21 protein-coding genes are annotated in these 19,557 nt (G+C 72.3%); 14 read left to right on the top strand and 7 right to left on the bottom strand.

Annotation, left to right across the window (positions count from 1 at the left end; translation table 11 throughout):
* Positions 1-46 precede the first annotated feature (46 nt).
* The 4 genes from LCD31_RS06345 to nusB all read left to right on the top strand — a co-directional run bounded on the left by LCD31_RS06345 (position 47) and on the right by nusB (position 3,998).
* Positions 47-1,549, top strand: a complete 1,503-nt coding sequence (locus tag LCD31_RS06345) for a beta-xylosidase (RefSeq protein ID WP_224956586.1) — start codon at positions 47-49, stop codon at positions 1,547-1,549.
* Positions 1,550-1,658: 109 nt separating this feature from the next.
* Entirely contained in the window at positions 1,659-2,768 is a 1,110-nt protein-coding gene (locus tag LCD31_RS06340) for a Xaa-Pro peptidase family protein (protein ID WP_224956585.1), read from the top strand.
* Between the two features lie 93 nt (positions 2,769-2,861).
* Positions 2,862-3,428, top strand: coding sequence for an elongation factor P (gene efp, locus LCD31_RS06335; protein WP_224956584.1), 567 nt, complete (start codon positions 2,862-2,864; stop codon positions 3,426-3,428).
* A 90-nt stretch (positions 3,429-3,518) separates the two neighbouring features.
* Positions 3,519-3,998 carry a transcription antitermination factor NusB gene (nusB, locus tag LCD31_RS06330; RefSeq protein WP_224956583.1) on the top strand — a complete coding sequence of 160 codons (480 nt, stop codon included), beginning with the start codon at positions 3,519-3,521 and terminating at the stop codon, positions 3,996-3,998.
* Positions 3,999-4,141: 143 nt separating this feature from the next.
* Here nusB and LCD31_RS06325 read toward each other — a convergent pair whose 3' ends face one another.
* Positions 4,142-4,630: a transcriptional regulator gene (locus tag LCD31_RS06325; RefSeq protein ID WP_009943043.1), complete on the bottom strand. Its 489-nt coding sequence runs from the start codon at positions 4,628-4,630 to the stop codon at positions 4,142-4,144.
* Positions 4,631-4,947: 317 nt separating this feature from the next.
* Here LCD31_RS06325 and pyrR point away from each other — a divergent pair, with 317 nt between their 5' ends.
* Genes pyrR through pyrF form a run of 7 tightly spaced genes read left to right on the top strand, consistent with a single transcriptional unit; the run spans position 4,948 to position 13,596 of the window.
* Positions 4,948-5,553 (top strand): bifunctional pyr operon transcriptional regulator/uracil phosphoribosyltransferase PyrR, encoded by a 606-nt coding sequence (gene pyrR / locus LCD31_RS06320; protein WP_224956582.1) that lies wholly within the window; start codon positions 4,948-4,950, stop codon positions 5,551-5,553.
* Positions 5,553-6,485, top strand: coding sequence for an aspartate carbamoyltransferase catalytic subunit (locus LCD31_RS06315; protein WP_224956581.1), 933 nt, complete (start codon positions 5,553-5,555; stop codon positions 6,483-6,485). The genes pyrR and LCD31_RS06315 overlap by 1 nt, the downstream gene beginning before the upstream one ends.
* A complete protein-coding gene (locus LCD31_RS06310) occupies positions 6,482-7,780 on the top strand; it encodes a dihydroorotase (protein ID WP_224956579.1) in 1,299 nt (432 codons plus the stop codon). Before LCD31_RS06315 ends, LCD31_RS06310 begins: the two co-directional genes overlap by 4 nt.
* Entirely contained in the window at positions 7,780-8,313 is a 534-nt protein-coding gene (locus tag LCD31_RS06305; RefSeq protein WP_224956577.1) for a transporter, read from the top strand. The genes LCD31_RS06310 and LCD31_RS06305 overlap by 1 nt, the downstream gene beginning before the upstream one ends.
* Positions 8,310-9,431, top strand: a complete 1,122-nt coding sequence (gene carA, locus LCD31_RS06300; protein WP_224956576.1) for a glutamine-hydrolyzing carbamoyl-phosphate synthase small subunit — start codon at positions 8,310-8,312, stop codon at positions 9,429-9,431. The genes LCD31_RS06305 and carA overlap by 4 nt, the downstream gene beginning before the upstream one ends.
* Complete coding sequence (gene carB, locus LCD31_RS06295; protein WP_224956575.1) at positions 9,431-12,754, top strand: carbamoyl-phosphate synthase large subunit; 3,324 nt, start codon at positions 9,431-9,433, stop codon at positions 12,752-12,754. The genes carA and carB overlap by 1 nt, the downstream gene beginning before the upstream one ends.
* A complete protein-coding gene (gene pyrF, locus LCD31_RS06290) occupies positions 12,751-13,596 on the top strand; it encodes an orotidine-5'-phosphate decarboxylase (RefSeq protein ID WP_224956574.1) in 846 nt (281 codons plus the stop codon). Before carB ends, pyrF begins: the two co-directional genes overlap by 4 nt.
* A 93-nt stretch (positions 13,597-13,689) precedes the next feature.
* Here the strand turns inward: pyrF and LCD31_RS06285 are convergent, their stop codons facing one another.
* The 6 genes from LCD31_RS06285 to LCD31_RS06260 form a co-directional block, all read right to left on the bottom strand.
* Positions 13,690-14,028, bottom strand: coding sequence for a hypothetical protein (locus LCD31_RS06285; protein ID WP_224956573.1), 339 nt, complete (start codon positions 14,026-14,028; stop codon positions 13,690-13,692).
* 250 nt (positions 14,029-14,278) lie between these two features.
* A complete protein-coding gene (locus LCD31_RS06280) occupies positions 14,279-15,535 on the bottom strand; it encodes a WXG100 family type VII secretion target (RefSeq protein WP_224956572.1) in 1,257 nt (418 codons plus the stop codon).
* The gene (locus tag LCD31_RS06275) at positions 15,532-15,831 is read right to left on the bottom strand and encodes a type VII secretion target (protein WP_224956571.1); all 300 of its coding nucleotides are present in this window, start codon (positions 15,829-15,831) and stop codon (positions 15,532-15,534) included. The genes LCD31_RS06280 and LCD31_RS06275 overlap by 4 nt, the downstream gene beginning before the upstream one ends.
* Before the next feature lie 18 nt (positions 15,832-15,849).
* Positions 15,850-16,263 (bottom strand): YbaB/EbfC family nucleoid-associated protein, encoded by a 414-nt coding sequence (locus LCD31_RS06270; RefSeq protein ID WP_224956570.1) that lies wholly within the window; start codon positions 16,261-16,263, stop codon positions 15,850-15,852.
* Between the two features lie 400 nt (positions 16,264-16,663).
* Positions 16,664-17,599 (bottom strand): DUF6346 domain-containing protein, encoded by a 936-nt coding sequence (locus tag LCD31_RS06265; protein WP_224956568.1) that lies wholly within the window; start codon positions 17,597-17,599, stop codon positions 16,664-16,666.
* Between the two features lie 132 nt (positions 17,600-17,731).
* Positions 17,732-17,944: a hypothetical protein gene (locus LCD31_RS06260; protein ID WP_224956566.1), complete on the bottom strand. Its 213-nt coding sequence runs from the start codon at positions 17,942-17,944 to the stop codon at positions 17,732-17,734.
* Between the two features lie 146 nt (positions 17,945-18,090).
* Between LCD31_RS06260 and LCD31_RS06255 the strand changes: the two genes are divergently transcribed.
* From LCD31_RS06255 to LCD31_RS06245, 3 genes are all read left to right on the top strand, one after another.
* Positions 18,091-18,945: a helix-turn-helix transcriptional regulator gene (locus LCD31_RS06255; protein ID WP_224956564.1), complete on the top strand. Its 855-nt coding sequence runs from the start codon at positions 18,091-18,093 to the stop codon at positions 18,943-18,945.
* Between the two features lie 16 nt (positions 18,946-18,961).
* Entirely contained in the window at positions 18,962-19,147 is a 186-nt protein-coding gene (locus LCD31_RS06250; protein ID WP_224956563.1) for a DUF397 domain-containing protein, read from the top strand.
* 56 nt (positions 19,148-19,203) lie between these two features.
* Positions 19,204-19,557 (top strand): hypothetical protein (locus LCD31_RS06245; protein ID WP_224956562.1); only part of this gene is annotated, 354 nt, incomplete at its 3' end.

Genomic DNA, 19,557 nt, shown 5'->3' with positions numbered 1-19,557 from the left:
CCCGCGCGGGGGCGGGGGATCGCACGGGGGAAGGCTCTTTCCGCTCATGGTCGAACGATCCCGCCCGTCCGGGCGGGTGCGCGCGCTGGTCCCGCTCGGCGCGGCGTTCGCACTGCTCGCGGCGTGCGCCCTGCCCGAGGCGGTGCCGCAGCACCCGCCGACCCGGTTCGACCGGCCCGTCGAGCGCAGCCTCAGCAGCGGCGCGTTGCGCACCGCGGACGAACGCTCCAGCGACGGTGTGGTGGCCTCCGGCGGGAATCCGGCCCCGTACAACTACGCGCCGAGCGTGCTGGCCGAACCGGAGGGCGAAGGCATGCACCACCGGGCCTGGTGGTGCAGCCAGCTGCCCGGGATCGGCCCGCCCGGTGACGACGTGCTGTTCGCCGAATCCGGTGCCCTGGACGAGGAGTTCTCCGCGGACGGCGCCCCCGCGGTCCCGGTGTTCACCGCCGAACCGGGCGCGTTCGACGGCAAGCACACCTGCGACCCGTCGGTGCTGCGCACCGGAGGCCGGTACTACCTGTACTACACGGGGGCCGCCGCCGAGCACGCCCACGGCAACGCCATCGGCGTCGCGAGCAGCGGCGACGGCCGCGCGTGGCGGCGGGAGGCGGGCGGCCGGTCGATCGTGCGGCCGTCGGGGGAGGTGCACCGGGCCAACGACTACGGCGCGGGCCAGCCCTCGGCGCTGTTCCTGGACGGCTGGTTCTACCTGATGTTCACCGACACCACCGCGTCCGGCGCCGGGTGGAACGGCGCGGGGCAGTTCGTGCTGCGCGCCAAGGACCCGGAGTTCACCGACCGGGTGCAGGCGCTCGGCGAGGCCGGTTTCACCCCGGCGGGCACCACCGACGCGGCGCGGCGGCGGTCCGTGGTGGACGCGTTCAGCGCGGACTGGATGTGGAGCGACGCGCTGCGGGCGTTCCTGATCGCCCACCAGACCGAGCAGGGCACCACGATCACCTCCTGGGACCGCGACTTCACCCGCCACCCGTACGCACCGCTGCTGGTGCCCGGGCCGTGGCGGGAAGGACCGGGGCTGGTGCGCGGCGACGACGGGCACGCACCCACCTCGACCGAGGACCCGTGCGGCACGGTGCCGGTGGACCTGCTGCGCGCCACCGAACCGGACCCGGCGCCGACGGCGTTGCGCTCCTTCGGGCTGGACGTGATCGGGGTGACCGGCTGCGCCGCCCCGGCGGGCGCCCGCGACGTGCTGGAGGCGTTCGGGGTGCCGTCGCCGGAGCGCACGGTGGACGTGGTGCGCGGCGGGCGGAAGGTGCGCGTGGAGCGCCGCTCGGTGGCCGCGACGATGGTGCGCCGCGTCCGCGACGAGCGGGTCCCGGCGCTGGAGGACGTGCCGGTGGCGGGCGTGGTCCGCGCCGGCGCACCGGTGCTGCGGTCCCCGGCGGGGGAGCTGGTCGTGCTCGACGACCACGACCGCGCCTGGACGATCCTGGCGGACAGCGCGGCCGCGAACGACTCGCCGGTGACCGACCTGGACCAGCGCGCCTGGGACGCCTTGCCCCGGGCCGGCGACCTCCGCTGACGCCTCGACGGGCCGTCCGCCAGGGGTGCTCGGGGCAGGCGGTCCGTGCACCTGGCGCCTTCGGCCAAGCGGGCGTGGCCTCGCGCGATGTCTGGTTAGGCTGGTGCGCATGCCCGAGACGCACGCCCGCCGCCGCCAAGCCCTGCGCGACCTGCTCCGCCGAGCGGAGCTGGACGCGGTGCTGGTCACCGACTTGCTCAACATCCGCTACCTGACCGGGTTCACCGGTTCGCAGGCCGCGCTGGTGGTGCACGCCGCCGACGAGCCCGGTGCGGAGCGGGCCACCGCGTTCAGCACCGACGGCCGCTACCGAACCCAGTCCGCCGAGCAGGTCCCCGACCTGGAGCGGTTCATCGAGCGGCCCAGCGAACTCGTGCTGGCCGAACACCTCGCGCAGCACCCGGCCCGCTACCGGCGCACCGGCTTCGAGAGCGGGCACGTCACCGTGGACGGGCTCGACGTGATCGCCGCGGCCGCCCCGGGGATCGAACTCGTCCGGGCCCCCGGCCTGGTGGAGGAGCTCCGCCTGATCAAGGACGCCGCGGAGGTGGACGCGCTGCGGATGGCGTGCGCGGCGGCCGACCGCGCGCTGGCCGACCTCATCGAGCACGGCGGGCTGCGCCCCGGTCGTACCGAGCTGGAGGTGGCCCGCGAACTGGAGGCCCGGATGCGCGAGCACGGCGCCGCCGGTCCGTCGTTCGAGACGATCGTGGCCGCGGGCGCGCACTCGGCGATCCCGCACCACCGGCCCACTTCGGCGGTGCTGGCCGCGGGGGACTTCGTGAAGATGGACTTCGGCGCCCTGGTGGACGGCTACCACTCGGACATGACCCGCACCGTGGTGCTGGGTTCCCCCGCCGACTGGCAGCGCGAGATCTACGAGCTGGTCCGGACCGCGCAGGCGGCCGGGTGCGAGGCGGTGCGCCCCGGCGCGGACGTGCGCGAAGTGGACGGCGCGGCCCGGAAGGTGATCGAGGACGCGGGGTGCGGCGAGCGGTTCCCGCACGGCCTCGGCCACGGCGTCGGCCTCGAAATCCATGAGGCACCGGCGTTGTCGCAGCGGGGGGACGGTACGATTCGTGAGGGGATGGTGGTCACCGTCGAACCCGGCGTGTACGTGCCGGAGCGTGGCGGGGTCCGCATCGAGGACACCCTGGCCGTGCGCGAGAGCACGCCGGAACTCCTCACCTTGACGACCAAGGAGCTCGTCGCCGTCTGAGCGCGGTGCGCGTGCGGCCGATGACGTTACGGCGGCGCCGCACGCCGCCTCAGTTGTCAACCGCAGCCCGCATCACATGGAGAGACCGGACACGTGGCATCCACGAACGACCTCAAGAACGGACTCGTGCTCAAGATCGACGGCCAGCTCTGGTCCGTGGTCAACTTCCAGCACGTCAAGCCGGGCAAGGGCGGCGCCTTCGTGCGCACCACGCTGAAGAACGTGCTCTCCGGCAAGACCGTCGACAAGACCTTCAACGCCGGGGTCAAGGTCGAGACGGCGAACGTGGACCGCCGCGAGATGACCTACCTCTACGACGACGGCACCGACTTCGTCTTCATGGACCAGGACACCTACGACCAGGTGACCGTGGCGCGCCCGGTCGTCGGCGACGCGGCGGACTACATGCTGGAGAACAGCAACGTGGTCATCGCTCGCCATGACGACGAGCCGCTGTACGTGGAGCTGCCCGCCTCGGTGGAGCTCTCCGTCTCGCACACCGACCCCGGTGTGCAGGGCGACCGCTCCACCGGCGGCACCAAGCCGGCGACGCTGGAGACCGGTGCGGAGATCCAGGTCCCGCTGTTCCTGAACACCGGCGACAAGGTCAAGGTCGACCCGCGCGACGGGCGCTACCTGGGTCGCGTCAACACCAAGTGATTCGTTCCCGCCGCGCCCGCGGCCCCGCCGGTGCGTCCGGCAGGGCCGCGGTTCGCGCCGGGCGGGGGACACCGGAAAGAGAGTTGTGAGTTGGGCTCACGGAGCAAGGCCCGCAAACGCGCGGTGGACGTGCTGTACGAGGCCGACCTGCGCGGTCTCGACGCGGTGACGTTGCTGTCCGAGCGGCTCGCCGCGCCCGAGGCCGCGCCCGTCGCGGACTACTCGGTGACGCTCATCGAGGGCGTCGCGGGCAACCGGCAGCGCATCGACGACGTGCTCGTCGAGCACTCCGAGGGCTGGACGTTGAGCCGGATGCCCGCGGTGGACCGGGCCGTGCTGCGGCTGGGCCTCTACGAGCTGCTGTGGAGCGAGGACGTGCCGCCCGCGGTCGCCATCGACGAGGCCGTGGAGCTGGTGAAGGCGCTGTCCACGGACGATTCGCCGCGGTTCGTCAACGGCGTGCTGGGCCGGATCGCCGGGATCAGCGACCGGCTGCGGACGTCGATCCGCAACCTGGAGGCCGCCGAGGCCGCGGCGCGGGAGCGCGCCGAGTCCGACGCGCAGAACTGATCAGCCGAACTTCGCGGGGGCGCCGGTGCGTCCCCGCGTTGTCGCATCCGCACCCGGAAATCGGTTTCCCGGCCCGAGCGCAGGACGGCTGCGGCCCCGTCCCCGGGTTCCGGGGCGGGCCCGCAGCAGCCGCATTCGCGAGTTCACTCCTCCCGAGCGGGTCGTGCCTCGGGCGGCAGGACGCCCCAGTCGATGAGCTGTTCGGTCAGCTCGCCGGGGGTCATGTCGTAGATGATGGCGAGGGATCGCAGGTCCTCGGTCCGGATGGACAGCACCTTGCCGTTGTAGTCGCCGCGCTGGCTCTGGATGGTCGCCGCGTACCGGGCGAGAGGCCCGACCTTCTCGGCAGGCAGCTGCTGCAACCGCTCCAGGTTGATCACGACCTTGGTGGCCGGTTCGGCGCCGGAGGGCACCCGACCCTCCGGGAGTAGCTCCGCGACCGGAACACCGTAGAAGTCGGCCAGTTCGGCGAGCTTCTGCACGGTGACCGCTCGGTCGCCACGTTCATAGGACCCGACGACCACGGCCTTCCACCGCCCGCCTGACTTCTGCTCGACGCCGTGCAGCGAGAGACCCTGCTGCTGGCGGATAGCGCGGAGCTTGCCGCCCAGCGCCTTGGCGTAGTCGCCCATGTGGCGTTTCTCCGTTTCATTCGCCCCGTCAGCCTAGATCGGATGCCGGGGAGGAAAGCTCAGATTGATACGGAGAGTAATGTTCGCTCGCAAGTGTCACTAGGTCAAGTTGGTCTTCCTATGCCGCCAGGGCGAGTACGCACACACCACCCGGACGATTGACCTGCGGACGCTGATAGCGTACAAGGCGAACCCGGTGGTCACCTGGTGGCGATCCGAAGTTCGTTCCGGCGGGCGGGTGCACGCGCATCCCGTCCACTGGGGAATCAACCATCCTTTAAGGACCCGTCCAGTGAGGCGGGGAAGGAGGCCAGACCGTGGCGTCACGCCGGCAGGCGGGCGCGACGGACCCGGCCGGGCAGCGGGAGCTGCTCTCGGCCGGTGACGTTGCGCGCACGATCGCCCGCATCGCTCATCAGATCATCGAGAAGACCGCGTTGGACACCACCGCGGAGGGGCCCGAGGCCCCGCGGGTGGTGCTGCTGGGAGTCCCGACCAGGGGCGTGCCGCTGGCGCGCCGCCTCGCCGCCCGGATCGCGGAGTTCAGCGGGGTGGAGGTGCCCACCGGCACCCTCGACATCACGCTCTACCGAGATGACCTGCGAAAACAACCGAACCGGCCGCTGGAGCCGAGCAGCCTGCCGCCCGCGGGCATCGACGGCGCGCTGGTGGTGCTGGTCGACGACGTGCTGTTCTCCGGCCGCACGGTGCGCGCCGCGCTGGACTCGCTGCGGGACCAGGGCAGGCCGAGCGCGGTGCAGCTGGCGGTGCTGGTCGACCGCGGCCACCGGGAGCTGCCGATCCGCGCGGACTACGTGGGCAAGAACGTGCCGACCTCGCGCAGCGAGGAGGTCGCGGTGCGGCTCGCGGAGGTCGACGACGCGGACTCGGTGTTCATCCGGCGCAGCGAGGAGGTGCGGTGATGCGGCACCTGCTGTCCACCGAGGGCCTGGACGCGGCGACGGCGACCGCGGTGCTGGACACCGCGGGCACGCTGAAGCAGACGCTGCTGGGCCGCGAGGTGCGCAAGCTGCCCACGTTGCGCGGGCGCACCGTGATGACCATGTTCTACGAGAACTCCACCCGGACCCGGGTGTCGTTCGAGGTCGCCGGCAAGTGGATGAGCGCCGACGTGATCAATGTGTCGGCCTCCGCGTCCTCGGTCGGCAAGGGCGAGTCGCTGCGGGACACCGCGCTGACCCTCTCGGCGGCCGGGGCGGACTGCGTGATCGTGCGGCACCCGGCTTCGGGCGCGGCGCACCGGCTCGCGGGCTGGCTGGACGAGGCGGGCACCCAGGTCGTGAACGCGGGCGACGGGATGCACGAGCACCCGACGCAGGCGCTGCTGGACGCGGCGACGCTGCGGGAACGCCTCGGCGAGCTAGCCGGGCGCAAGATCGCGATCGTGGGTGACCTGCTGCACAGCCGGGTCGCGCGGTCGAACGTGCACCTGCTGCGGACCCTCGGCGTCGAGGTGGTGCTGGTGGCGCCGCCGACGCTGGTGCCGCACGGCATCGAGCACTGGGGCGCGGAGGTCGTGCACGAGCTGGACCCGATGCTGCCGGGCCTGGACGCGGTGATGCTGCTGCGGGTGCAGGCCGAGCGGATGCACGGCGGGTTCTTCCCGTCGGCTCGCGAGTACTCGATCGCCTACGGCCTGAACGAGAAGCGGCTGGCGCTGCTGCCGGAGCACGCGGTGGTGCTGCACCCCGGCCCGATGCTGCGCGGCATGGAGATCGCCCCGGCGGTGGCGGACTCGCCGCGCGCGGCGATCACCGAGCAGGTCCGCAACGGGGTCCACGTGCGCATGGCGGTGCTCTACCACCTGCTGGCCGGAGAGGAGATCGCGGCGTGAGCCGGGTGCTGATCGAGGAAGTCCGTCCCTACGGGGACGGCACGCCGGTGGACGTGCTGGTCGACGGCGAGGTCATCGCCGAGATCGGCGCGGACCTGGACGTCGAGGCCGACGAGGTCGTGCGGGGCGGCGGCGGGGTGCTGCTGCCCGGTTTCGTGGACCTGCACACGCACCTGCGGGAGCCGGGCCGCGAGGACACCGAGACGGTCGAGACCGGTTCGGTGGCGGCCGCGCTGGGCGGCTACACGGCGGTGTTCGCGATGGCCAACACCGACCCGGTGGCCGACAACGCGGTGATCGTGGAGCACGTGTGGCGCCGCGGCCTGGAGATCGGCCTGGTCGACGTGCACCCGGTGGGCGCGGTGACGGTCGGCCTGGGCGGCGAGCAGCTCGCGGAGCTGGGCACGATGGCGCGCTCGGCGGCCGGGGTGCGGGTGTTCTCCGACGACGGCAAGTGCGTGCACGACCCGCTGGTGATGCGCCGCGCGCTGGAGTACGCGAAGGCGCTGGGCGTGGTGGTGGCCCAGCACGCCGAGGAGCCGCGGCTCACGGTCGGCGCGCAGGCCCACGAGGGCGCGAACGCGGCCCGGCTGGGCCTGGCGGGCTGGCCGGCTCCGGCGGAGGAGTCGATCGTGGCGCGGGACTGCCTGCTGGCCGGGCACACCGGCGGCACGCTGCACGTCTGCCACGTGTCCACGGCGGGCACCGCGGAGATCCTGCGCTGGTGGAAGTCGCGCGAGTCCGCGGGCACCGTGTCGGCGGAGGTCACGCCGCACCACCTGCTGCTCACCGACGAGCTGCTGAGCACCTACGACCCGGTCAACAAGGTGAACCCGCCGCTGCGCACCGACGAGGACGTGCGGGCGCTGCGGCGGGCGCTGGCGGACGGCACCGTCGACTGCGTGGCCACCGACCACGCGCCGCACGCCGCGCAGGACAAGGACTGCGAGTGGTCGGCCGCCAAGCCCGGCATGCTCGGCCTGCAGACCGCGCTGGGCGTGGTGGCGCGCACGATGGTCGAGCCGGGCCTGCTGGACTGGCGCGGCGTGGCGCGGGTGCTCAGCGAGCGGCCCGCGCAGATCGCCGGGCTGGCCGACCAGGGCCGCCCGATCGCGGTGGGCGAACCGGCGAACCTGGCGCTGGTCGATCCGGACGCGCGCTGGACGGTGCGCGGCGCGGAACTGGCCAGCATCACGGCGAACACGCCTTTCGAGGGCATGGAGCTGCCGGGCCGGGTGCGCGCGACGCTGCTGCGCGGCCGGGTCACCGCGCACGAGGGCGAGGTGCGGCGCTGATGGAGCGGACGCTGTGGGTGCTGGCGCTGCTGGCGCTGCTGGCGCTGGTGTACTTCGGGATGCGCCGCGGCTGGCTGAACCGCAAGCGGCGCCAGGACGCGGAGTTCGCCGCGTTCCCGGCGGCCCCGGCGGACGTGGCCGAGCGGCCCGCGCTGCTGGCCGACCAGAGCGGCTTCTACGTGGGCAGCACGAAGGCCGGTGACTGGCAGGACCGGATCGTGGTCGGCGACATCGGGCACCGCGCGAACGCGGTGGCGAAGCTGCGCGACTCGGGCCTGCTGCTGGAGCGGACCGGCGCGAGTCCGATGTGGATTCCCGCGGAGTCCGTGCTGGACGCGCGGGTGGACCACAAGCTGGCGAACAAGGTCGTTCCCGGTGCGGGGCTGCTGGTGGTGACCTGGCGCCTGGGGGACCAGGACATCGACACCGGCTTCCGCGCGGACGACAAGTCCACTCAGGACGAGTGGGCGGGTGCGGTGCGGGCATTGGCGCCTGCCGCAGGACGTGACGACAACCCGGAGGGACAGGCATGACCGCGCACACCCCGGCGGCACTGGTGCTCGAAGACGGCCGGATCTTCCGCGGCGCCGCCTACGGCCAGGAGGGCCGAACGCTCGGCGAGGCGGTGTTCTCCACCGCCATGACCGGTTACCAGGAGACGCTGACCGACCCGTCCTACCACCGCCAGATCGTGGTGCAGACGGCGCCGCAGATCGGCAACACCGGCTGGAACGACGAGGACGACGAATCGCAGCGCATCTGGGTCGCGGGCTACGCCGTGCGCGACCCCGCGCGGGTGCCGTCGAACTGGCGCTCCCGCCGCGCGCTGGACGAGGAGCTGCGCGCGCAGGGCATCGTGGGCATCGCGGGCCTGGACACCCGCACGGTGACCCGGCACCTGCGCGAGCGCGGCGCGATGCGCGCCGGGATCTTCTCCGGTGCGGCGCTGGGCTCCGACGAGGAGCTGGTCGCGCAGGTGACGGCGTCCGAGCAGATGTCCGGCGCGAACCTCGCCGGTGACGTGACGACCGCCGAGCCGTACGTGGTGGCCGCCGAGGGCGAGAAGAAGTTCACCGTCGCCGCGCTGGACCTGGGCATCAAGTCCAACACGCCGCGGATGATGGCCCAGCGCGGCATCGAGGTGCACGTGCTGCCGCTGTCGTCCACAGTGGACGACCTGCTGGCGGTGAACCCGGACGGCGTGTTCCTGTCCAACGGCCCCGGCGACCCGGCGACCGCCGACCACGCCGTGGAGCTCACCCGCGAGGTGCTGGGCCGCAAGCTGCCGCTGTTCGGCATCTGCTTCGGCAACCAGCTGCTGGGCCGCGCGCTCGGCCGCGGGACGTACAAGATGCGCTACGGCCACCGCGGCATCAACATCCCGGTGATCGACGTGGACACCGGCAAGGTCGCGATCACCGCGCAGAACCACGGTTTCGCGGTCGAGGGCGAGGCCGGTGAGCGGTTCGGCACCGACTTCGGCGCCGCGAAGATCAGCCATTACTGCCCGAACGACGGGACGGTCGAGGGCCTGCGGCTGCTCGACGGACCCGCGTTCAGCGTCCAGTACCACCCGGAGGCGGCGGCCGGTCCGCACGACGCCGCGCCCCTGTTCGACGAGTTCACCAGCATGATGAGCGAGGCCCGCTGATGGCGAAGCGCACTGATATCGAGCACGTGATGGTGATCGGCTCCGGGCCGATCGTCATCGGGCAGGCCTGCGAATTCGACTACTCGGGCACGCAGGCGTGCCGGGTGCTGCGGGAGGAGGGGCTGCGGGTCAGCCTGGTCAACTCCAACCCGGCGACGATCATGACCGACCCGGAGTTCGCGGACGCCACCTACGTGGAACCGATCACCCCGGAGTTCGTGGAGAAGGTCATCGCGGCCGAGCGCCCCGACGCGCTGCTGGCGACCCTCGGCGGCCAGACCGCGCTGAACACGGCGATGGCGCTGGACGAGCGCGGCGTGCTGGAGAAGTACGGCGTGGAGCTGATCGGCGCCGACATCGAGGCCATCGAGCGCGGTGAGGACCGGCAGCGGTTCAAGGACATCGTGCGCTCCATCGGCGGCGACGCGCCGGAGAGCGCCGTGTGCAAGTCGATGGACGAGGTCCGCGAGTTCGTCCGCGAGCACTCGCTGCCCGTGGTGATCCGCCCCAGCTTCACGATGGGCGGCCTGGGCTCCGGCATGGCGCACACGCACGAGGACCTGGAGCGGATGGCCTCGCTGGGCCTCACCGAGTCCCCGGTGCACGAGGTGCTCATCGAGGAGAGCGTGCTCGGCTGGAAGGAGTACGAGCTGGAGCTGATGCGCGACCACGCGGACAACGTGGTGGTCATCTGCTCCATCGAGAACATCGACCCGATGGGCGTGCACACCGGTGACTCGGTGACGGTGGCCCCGGCGATGACGCTGACCGACCGCGAGTACCAGAAGATGCGCAACGTCGGCATCGACGTGCTGCGCGCGGTGGGCGTGGAGACCGGCGGCTGCAACATCCAGTTCGCGATCCACCCGGAGACCGGGCGCATGGTCGTGATCGAGATGAACCCGCGGGTGTCGCGCTCCTCGGCGCTGGCATCGAAGGCGACCGGTTTCCCGATCGCGAAGATCGCGGCGAAGCTGGCGATCGGCTACACGCTCGACGAGATCCGCAACGACATCACCGGCGAGACCCCGGCGAGCTTCGAGCCGACGCTGGACTACGTGGTCGTCAAGGTGCCGCGGTTCGCGTTCGAGAAGTTCCCGGGCGCCGACCCGCTGCTGACGACGACGATGAAGAGCGTCGGCGAGGCGATGTCGCTGGGTCGTTCCTTCCAGGAGGCGCTGGGCAAGGCGCTGCGCTCGATGGAGACCTCGCGGATCGGGTTCTGGACGAAGGGCGACCCGGAGGGCGCGACCCTGGAGTCCACTCTGGACGATCTGCGGATCGCGCACGACGGGCGGCTCTACACCGTGGAGCGCGCGCTGCGGCTGGGCGCCACCGTGGCGCAGGTGCACGAGGCCTCGGGCATCGACCCGTGGTTCGTGGACCAGGTCGCCGCGCTGGTGGAGCTGCGCGAGCAGCTGATCGCGGCGCCGGTGCTGGACGCGGACCTGCTGCGGCTGGCGAAGCGCTCCGGGCTGTCCGACCGCCAGATCGCCGCGCTGCGCCCCGAACTGTCCGATGAGGACGGTGTGCGGTCGCTGCGGCACCGGCTGGACGTGCGGCCGGTGTACAAGACGGTGGACACCTGCGCGGCCGAGTTCGCGGCCCGCACCCCGTACCACTACTCGGCCTACGAGCTGGACCCCGGCGCCGAGTCCGAGGTCGTCGAGCAGCGGGAACGCCCCAAGGTGATCATCCTCGGGTCGGGGCCGAACCGCATCGGCCAGGGCATCGAGTTCGACTACTCCTGCGTGCACGCGGCGACCTCGCTGCGCGACGCCGGGTTCGAGACCGTGATGGTCAACTGCAACCCGGAGACGGTGTCCACCGACTACGACACCGCGGACCGGCTGTACTTCGAGCCGCTGACGTTCGAGGACGTGCTGGAGGTCGTCGAGTCCGAACGCGCGTCCGGCGAGGTCGCGGGCGTGATCGTGCAGCTGGGCGGGCAGACGCCGCTGGGCCTGGCGCAGCGGCTCGCCGACGCGGGCGTGCCGATCGTGGGCACCCCGCCGGAGGCGATCCACCTCGCGGAGGAGCGCGGCGCGTTCGGCGACGTGCTGCGCAAGGCCGGGCTGCCCGCCCCGAAGTACGGCATGGCGACCTCGTTCGACGCGGCCAAGCGCATCGCCGACGAGATCGGCTACCCGGTGCTGGTGCGTCCGTCGTACGTGCTCGGCGGCCGCGGCATGGAGATCGTCTACGACGAGGCGTCGCTGGAGAACTACATCGCCCGCGCCACCGAGGTCACCCCGGAGCACCCGGTGCTGGTGGACAACTTCCTCGACGACGCCATCGAGATCGACGTGGACGCGCTGTGCGACGGCGACGAGGTGTACCTCGGCGGCGTGATGGAGCACATCGAGGAGGCCGGCATCCACTCCGGCGACTCGGCGTGCGCGCTGCCGCCGATCACGTTGGGACGCCAGGACATCGAGCAGGTCCGCGAGTCGACGAAGGCCATCGCGAAGGGCATCGGCGTGCTCGGCCTGCTCAACGTGCAGTACGCGTTGAAGGACGACGTGCTGTACGTGCTGGAGGCGAACCCGCGGGCCTCGCGCACCGTGCCGTTCGTGTCGAAGGCGACGGCGGCGCCGCTGGCGAAGGCCGCGTCCCGGATCATGCTGGGCGCGAGCATCGCCGACCTGCGGGCCGAGGGCCTGCTCCCGTCCACCGGGGACGGTGCGGACCTGCCGATCGACGCGCCGGTGGCGGTGAAGGAAGCGGTGCTGCCGTTCCACCGCTTCCGCACCCCGGAGGGCCACGGCGTGGACTCGCTGCTGGGGCCGGAGATGAAGTCGACCGGTGAGGTGATGGGCATCGACGTCTCCTTCGGGCAGGCGTTCGCGAAGTCCCAGACCGCCTCGTACGGTTCGCTGCCGACCTCGGGCACCGTGTTCGTGTCGGTCGCCAACAAGGACAAGCGTTCGCTGGTGTTCCCGGTGAAGCGCCTCGCCGACCTCGGGTTCGAGGTTCTCGCGACCTCGGGCACCACGGAGGTGTTGCGGCGCAACGGGATTCCGGCGAAGGAGGTGCGCAAGCACAACGAGTCCAAGCAGGACGGTGAGCGCGACGTCATCGACCTGATCCGGGCCGGCGAGATCGACATGGTGGTCAACACCCCGTACGGCAACCCGGGCCCGCGGGTCGACGGCTACGAGATCCGCACCGCGGCGGTGTCCCGGGACATCCCGTGCATCACCACCGTGCAGGGCGCTTCGGCGGCGGTGCAGGGCATTGAGGCGGTCATCAACGGCGACATCGGCGTGCGGCCGCTGCAGGCGCTGCAGGCGGCGCTGCGCAAGAGCGGTGAGCTGCGGTGACGGCCGTCCGGGCCGGTTTCGGGCGGCGGCTCGCGGACGCGGTCGCGGCGCGCGGCGCGCTGTGCGTGGGCATCGACCCGCACCCGGCGCTGCTGCACGCCTGGGGCTTGGAGGAGAGCCCGGCGGCGTTGGAGCGGTTCGCGATGACCGCGGTGGAGGCGCTGGCCGGTGAGGTCGCGGTGCTCAAACCGCAGTCGGCGTTCTTCGAGGTCTACGGCTCGGCGGGCGTGGCGGTGCTGGAGAAGGTCGTCGCCGCGTCCCGCGAGGCCGGGGCGCTGGTGCTGCTGGACGTCAAGCGCGGTGACATCGGTTCGACGATGACGGCGTACGCCAACGCCTACCTCGACGAGCACTCGCCGCTGGCCGCGGACGCGCTGACGGTGTCGCCGTACCTCGGTTTCGGTTCGCTGGCACCGGCGCTGGGCATCGCGGAGCAGACCGGGCGCGGCGTGTTCGTGCTGGCCCGCACCTCGAACCCGGAGGGCGTGGCGTTGCAGCGCTCCACCGCCGAGGACGGCCGCACCGTCGCCCAGTCCATCGTGGACGCGGCGGCGGAGAACAACGCCGGGGCCGATCCGTTCGGCTACGTCGGCGTGGTGGCCGGGGCGACGATCAAGCCGGGGGAGCTGGACTTCTCCCGCTTGAACGGGCCGATCCTGGCTCCCGGCCTGGGAGCCCAGGGCGCCACCGTGCAGGGCCTGCGCGCCACCTTCGGTGCGGCGCTGCCCTCGGTGCTGCCCGCCACGGCCCGCGACGTCCTCGGCCACGGCCCGTCCGTGGCGGACCTCCGCTCGGCGGCCCGCCGGGTCCGCGACGAACTCGGGGTCCTGCTGGAGTCCTGATGCGGTCTTCCGCGAGGTGAACGGCCCGTTCGACCAGGTCCTGCCGGTCGGGCGGGCCGTTCGCTCGCGGGGTGCCTTCCGGTGGCGTTCGGTTCAGTCGTCGCCGGGTTCGAGGGCGAGCGGGAGCTGGCCGCCGTCGAGGGCGACGAGCGGGGTGAACGGGTCCGGGTCGCCCGCCAGGCAGCGGGCGCAGTCCACGGGTGCGGTCACCGCCTCCGAATCCCCGGCCAGGGCGCGGCTGTCCAGTGGTTGGTGACATGCGGGTGCCGGGAACCGCAGTCCGCCGTACCAGTCGCGCAGTTCGACGCGGTGCACCCGCCGACCGCGGCCGGGCTGGCGCAGGTTGCGGTTCCGGAACCGCGCGCACTCGTGCTCGGACAAGCCGCGCAGGGCCAGGGAGGTCGGGTCGGTGCGGCGCTCGATCGCGGACACCCGATCCAGAGTCCTGGCAGGTGGGAGCGCCGCATACCGCGAAATCGGTGAAGTCCCGCCGACGATCGGGTACCGAAGCAGGTGAATGGCCCATTCACCCGATGAGCCTGGTCGAATGGGCCATTCACCTGACCGCCCGTCGCTGAACCCGCCCGGCGGGTCGTGTCGGTGTCCTGTCAGCGGCGAAGCCGCTGAGGTTCCGCCACCCGAGCACCACGCGGCAGAAGCAGCGAGAACTGGCAGTCACGGGTCAGGTGGTCGGGAAGTGGTCCTCCGCGGACGGGATGGTGCCGGAGAGGCTGTAGTCCTTGCCGTCGTCCCCGTCGTAGTTCTGCTGGTAGTACTGCTCCTCGCCGAGGAGGCCGCGGGCCGCGGCGCTCTCCGGGGTGCGCACGTCGGAGATGGTCTCCGCGGTCTCGCGGGCGGCGGCGCCGTTGATGCCGCCGCCTTCCGGCCATGCCGTCGCCCTGTCCACAGCGGACTGGGTGGTGCGTTCGGCGGCCCGGCCCAGGTCGTCGGCGTTGCCCATCAGTCCGGCCCCGCGCCCGCCGAGCTGCTCGGCGCTCTTGCCGAGCCCGGTGGCCGCGTCCGCGGTGCGCGCCCCGGCGCTGCCGAGCGCGTCGCCGCCGCGGCCGACCGCGCTCGCGGTGGAGCCCAGGGCGTCCGCGCCGCGGGAGGTGGCTTGCCCGGCGGCGGTCGCGGCGCCGCCGAGCCCCGGCGAGGTCGGGAACGCCGACAACCCGCCCGCGGTGAGCTTGGAACCGACCTTCGCGCCCGCCTCCGCCATGCTCTCCAAGGCCTTGGCCAGGTGCGTCCCGGCCTTGCCGAGCTTGGCGAGCAGTTCGCTCACCTTCGTCGCGATCTTCGACAGGGTCATGCCGACCCGCCCGGCCGCGTAGCCGAGGTAGCCCGCGACGGTCGCCCCGAAGCTGACGACGGACCCGGCGAGCGCGGCCAGCGCGCCCTTGATGAGTTCGGCGACGACGGCGGCGATGATGTCCCGCACCAGGCCGCGGCAGGTGGCGACCATGGTGCCCGCGGTGGCCATCGCGCCGGACGCGGTGCCCGCGCTGATCGCCATGGCCTGGACGCCCTCGGCGAACTCCCCGGCGCGCTGCTGGTAGGTGTCGCACGCCTTGCCCTGCCAGTCGGCGCAGCCGGACTGGACCTGGCCGGGGATGTCGGCGGCCAGCTGCTCCAGGTCGGTCTTCACCTGCTGCCAGGTGTCGGCGCCCTCCTTGATGGCGTTCGGGTCGCCGGCGAGGAAGTCGAGCGCTTCGCGCAGCGGCGTCAAGTGCTCCATCAGCCAGCCGACCCCGGCGGCGAGCACCGAGCCGATCGGGTCGATGGCGGTGATCAGCCCGTCCAGCGCGAGGATCCCGCCGCTGGCCGCGAACTCGCCCCAGTCCTCGCTCTCGAACGCGTTCCAGGTGGCGCGCGCCGAGTCGAAGATCCCCGCGCCCGCGGTCGAGGTGTCGGACCCCATGTCGGTGAGCATGCCGGTCATACCTCCACCTGCCCGAGCTGCTCGGAGTTGCGGACGTCGGTGTCCCGGTAGTCGGCGGCGGTCGCCTCGACGCGTTCGCCGAGGTCCCGGGTGAGGTCGGCGAACTTGCCGATCTCCTCGGCGGCCCGCTGCGAGGTCTGCCGGGCCTGCCCGGAGAACACCTGCCCGACCAGCCCGAAGCTGTCGACGCCGAACGAGACCCCGGCGCCCTTCTGCCCGGCGGCGGCGATGTCGTCGGCGAGACCGGCCAGCCACTGCGCGTGCGTGGACAGCCGGTCCGGTGTCACTTTGAACATGAACTCACTCCCCAGTGATCACCGCAGGTAGGTCTGCGGCGGTTCGTCCTCGTCGAAGGCCGGATCGTCGTTCCGACTCGCGGCGGACCCGTCCGGTTCCGCCGGGAGCTGGGTTCGCAGGAATTCCATCGCCGACGCGCCCGCGAACGGCTCCACGGTCTGCGCGACCCGGTGCGCGACGGCGCCCTGGGCTTGGGCGGCGAGCCGCAGGATGGTGTCGCGCAGCTCGGCCGGGCCGCGCTGCATCGAGTTCCGGTCGAAGTCCAGGCCCTGCAGGGCGCCGTTGGAGCCGACGGTGACCGAGACGCCGCCTTCGGTGGCGGTCTCGGTGAGGGAACCGAGCTGTTCCTGCAGCTGCTGGGACTGGCGCACCATCTCGTCGGCGCGGCCCTGCAACGAGTCGAGGAACTGCTGCGGTGTTTGCTCTGCCATGCGGAAAACCCCCGGTGTCGTGCCTGTCGGGGCGCCAGGTGCGCGCCTCGCGCCGGCCGGGTACGACCCGTCGGCACCACGATCGACGATCGCGGCGCCCGGACGGTTCCACGCGCGTGCACCGCGCACACCGGAACCCCAGAGCTCCCCCGGGAGGAGAGCGAACCCACCGGCACGAGCGCCCCCAGCGCTCGGCGCCCATCCAACATCCCGCGGCGCGCCGAGGTCAACGCGGGGTCGTGCGGAACGTGTGCGGAACGTGTGCGCGGCGGGTGGTGCACTGGAGCGCAGCGACCGGCACTGTGGTCCGTCCGCCGGTCGGGAGCCGCGCGGTGAGCGGCCGGTTCGTCGGCTGGGGGTGGGCGAACCGAGCCGTTCACCGGCCCGGTCCCCGTGCGCCTCAGGCCGCGGGGTGCAGGGCGCGGAGGCGTCCGGCGACCAGGCGGCTGCGGACGCCGAAGCCGAGCGCGACGACCGGCAGGGCGGCGAGGGTGAGGACGCCGAGCGGGGCTTGGCCGCTGAGCAGCGCCGCGCCGAGACCGAGGATGCCCAGCACCAGCAGCAGATTCGCGCGGGCGAGCCGTCCGCCGACCGGCACCGGCGGCTCCACATCGGGGTACCCGTGCCGCCGCCGCGCGAGGGCGAACCCGGCGCCGACGGCGAGGAACGCGTGCCCGGCCACGACCACCACGACCGGGACCCAGCCGAGCAGGTCGAGCCGACCGCTGCCGAGCCCGCCCGCGAGGACCAGCCACCACCCGGCGGCGAGCAGCGCGGGCGGCCAGATCCCCAGCCGGGCGCGCCTGCGCCGTTCCGCGTCCCGGGAGGGCAGGTGAACGCCGAGCAGCGCGAGCCCCAGCAGCGGTGCGAACAGCGCCCAGCCCAGCGGCGCCCACTCACCCGCCGATGCGACCACCACGTTGCTGCCCCGGTTGTCGAGCTCGCGGCGTTCGACCGGTGCGGGGGTCGTGGTGTTGTCCGGGGTGAGGTCGGAGTACTTGAAGGTGCGCTGCTCGGTGCGCCCGTCGTCCCAGCGGATCGTCGCCTCGCAGCGCCACCACCAGCCGAGACCCGACGCGCTGATCGGCCCGACCCGCGCGCAGCCGGTGGCCAGCGCGGTGCCGCGCTCGGTGGGCGTGCCGTCGGTGCCGGTGATGCCGGTGGCGCCCATGACGGTGGCGAACACGAGCAGCACCAGCAGCCGCACCGCGAGCTGCGCGGCGATGCCGCCGGCCCTGCGTCCCGGCGAGTGCTCCGCCGCGTCGCGTTCGCCGCGTTCGTCGCGCGGTGCGGGCGGTTCGCCGTGCCCGGGCAGCATGTCGTCGGAAGGTCGCACGTCCAGTCCTGTTCCCCCAGAGGCCGTTGCGGCGCCGAACCTAGCACGCGCCGCCGCGCCGTTCCGGTGGCTGCGCGGCTCCCCGCGGGTGAACGACCCGTTCGCCGGAGCAGGCCGTTCACCCGGGGTGGATCAGCGGGCGCAGAGCACTTCGACGGCGGTCTCCGCGTCTCCTTGGAAGGCCATGTCGAGGAAGTAGAGCTTGTCGGCGAGTTCGCCCAGCTGCTCCTTCATCACCTCCACGCGCGTCTCGCTCTGGGTGAGGTGGATGCCGCGCGCGGCCATCGTGATCACGATCGCCTCCGCCCGCCCCGCCGCGGTGATCTCCCATTTCGCTTCGCTCATCCGTGCCTCCCGTGATTCGGATTTCCGTTGGTGCGGAACACCTTCGGAACTTCCCGCCCTGGCACGCAATGAATCTTTCGGGTGAGGGATCTGGCTTGCCGCGGCGGCAACCCGAGAAGCTGCTCCCGAACGGCACAGGAGGTGGCATGAGCACGAGCAGCGCGGTCCCGGTGCGGACGCGCCGAGTGGCGAGCAGATTACGCGATCTGCGGCGGCGCAGCGGACTTTCCGCGCCGGAGGTGTCGCAGGCGCTGGGAATCTCGATGAGCAAGATCAGCCGGATGGAATCCGGGCACCGAGGCCTCAACACCGACGACGTGGCGGCGCTGCTGGGGTTGTACCGGGTTCCCAGCCGGGAGCGGGAGGAGGTGCTGACGCTGGTTCGGAACGGTGCGAGCCCGAACTGGTGGACCATGCCGAGTGGCTCGCTGGAGAAGTACTGGGACGACTTCCGATCTTTCGAAGCGGAAGCGACCACCTTGCGGAGCTACGAAACGATGCTGTTCCCGGGACTGCTGCAGACGCCCGGGTACGTCATGGCCATCGCGCACGCTCTTGCGCCGCACGGCATCGAAGACGACTTGGACAAGCTGCTGGCTCAGCGCACTGCGCGGCAGACTCAGCTGCACAGCGAGCGCACTTTCGAGTTCTTGATCGAGCAGAGCGTGCTCGAACGGGAGGCCGGAACTGCGGAGACGATGCACAGGCAGTTGGAACGCGTATCGGCCGTCGCGACCCGATCGAACGTGAGCGTGCAGATCGTGCCGCACTCCGCTGGGGCGCACGTCGGCCTGGACGGGCCGTTCCTGTACTTGGAATTCGCCGAGCACGCTGATCTCGTCCTCGGGGAGGCCATCGGTTGTGCCTCCTACATCGAGGAGAAGCAGATCGTCGCGGAGCGGCGAGAAGCACTAGGAATGCTGCGCAAGATCGCGCTGCCTCCCGACGAGTCGTTGCGACTGATCGACCGGAAATCCGACGAGTGGCGTCGGCGGAGCTGACGAACAGGAGAGATCGATGCGATCGCACTGGCAGAAGAGCAGCTACAGCAACTCGGTTCAATACTGCGTCGAGATAGCCCACTTGGACGACACCATCGCCGCCCGCGACTCCAAGGACCCCCACGGCGGCGTGTTGCGGATGTCGTCCGCCGCGTGGTCGGCGTTCCTGCACGCGCTCCGCGCGGACCGGTTCGACGGCTGATCTCCGCCGAACGGGCGGAAGTTCGTCCCAGACCCGGCCGCGGCTACCAGCTCGGGGTGGAACCGGGTTCGCACCTCATCGACGCGATGGCGACCGCCCGTTCGCTATCCGACGGCGCCGCCGAGCTCTCGGTGCGCCTCGAACTCGGGCGGGTGGACCGGGAACGAGGCGACCTCGGCCGCGTCGTGCGGCCGCTGCGGCGCAGCCTCGCGCTCGCCGGGCGGCTCGGCGACCGGGACATAGCGGCGAACCTGCGGCTGTTCTTCGCCGAAAGCGCACCTCGGCGCCGCTTCGCCCGACGCGGGGGGGGGCGGCGGCGCCCCCCCCCCCCCCCCCCCCCCCACCCCCCCCACCCCCCCCCCACCCCCCCCCCCCCCCCCCCCCCCGCGGGGCGGGGGCCCCGGAGGCGG

This window comes from Saccharopolyspora sp. 6M, from assembly GCF_020176775.1.
GTDB lineage: Bacteria > Actinomycetota > Actinomycetes > Mycobacteriales > Pseudonocardiaceae > Saccharopolyspora_C > Saccharopolyspora_C gregorii.
Note: the sequence above shows the minus strand (reverse complement) of the source record. Positions and strands in the feature narration are given on the sequence as shown.

Excerpts from the sequence above, each read along its gene's own strand:
- LCD31_RS06345 (WP_224956586.1), top strand. The coding sequence starts at position 47 with ATGGTCGAACGATCCCGCCCGTCCGGGCGGGTGCGCGCGCTGGTCCCG.
- LCD31_RS06270 (WP_224956570.1), bottom strand. The coding sequence starts at position 16,263 with ATGGCAGAGCAAACACCGCAGCAGTTCCTCGACTCGTTGCAGGGCCGC.
- LCD31_RS06250 (WP_224956563.1), top strand. The coding sequence starts at position 18,962 with ATGCGATCGCACTGGCAGAAGAGCAGCTACAGCAACTCGGTTCAATAC.
- carB (WP_224956575.1), top strand. The coding sequence starts at position 9,431 with ATGGCGAAGCGCACTGATATCGAGCACGTGATGGTGATCGGCTCCGGG.
- LCD31_RS06275 (WP_224956571.1), bottom strand. The coding sequence starts at position 15,831 with ATGTTCAAAGTGACACCGGACCGGCTGTCCACGCACGCGCAGTGGCTG.
- LCD31_RS06305 (WP_224956577.1), top strand. The coding sequence starts at position 7,780 with ATGGAGCGGACGCTGTGGGTGCTGGCGCTGCTGGCGCTGCTGGCGCTG.
- LCD31_RS06315 (WP_224956581.1), top strand. The coding sequence starts at position 5,553 with ATGCGGCACCTGCTGTCCACCGAGGGCCTGGACGCGGCGACGGCGACC.
- LCD31_RS06340 (WP_224956585.1), top strand. The coding sequence starts at position 1,659 with ATGCCCGAGACGCACGCCCGCCGCCGCCAAGCCCTGCGCGACCTGCTC.
- LCD31_RS06260 (WP_224956566.1), bottom strand. The coding sequence starts at position 17,944 with ATGAGCGAAGCGAAATGGGAGATCACCGCGGCGGGGCGGGCGGAGGCG.
- LCD31_RS06325 (WP_009943043.1), bottom strand. The coding sequence starts at position 4,630 with ATGGGCGACTACGCCAAGGCGCTGGGCGGCAAGCTCCGCGCTATCCGC.
- LCD31_RS06255 (WP_224956564.1), top strand. The coding sequence starts at position 18,091 with ATGAGCACGAGCAGCGCGGTCCCGGTGCGGACGCGCCGAGTGGCGAGC.
- carA (WP_224956576.1), top strand. The coding sequence starts at position 8,310 with ATGACCGCGCACACCCCGGCGGCACTGGTGCTCGAAGACGGCCGGATC.
- LCD31_RS06280 (WP_224956572.1), bottom strand. The coding sequence starts at position 15,535 with ATGACCGGCATGCTCACCGACATGGGGTCCGACACCTCGACCGCGGGC.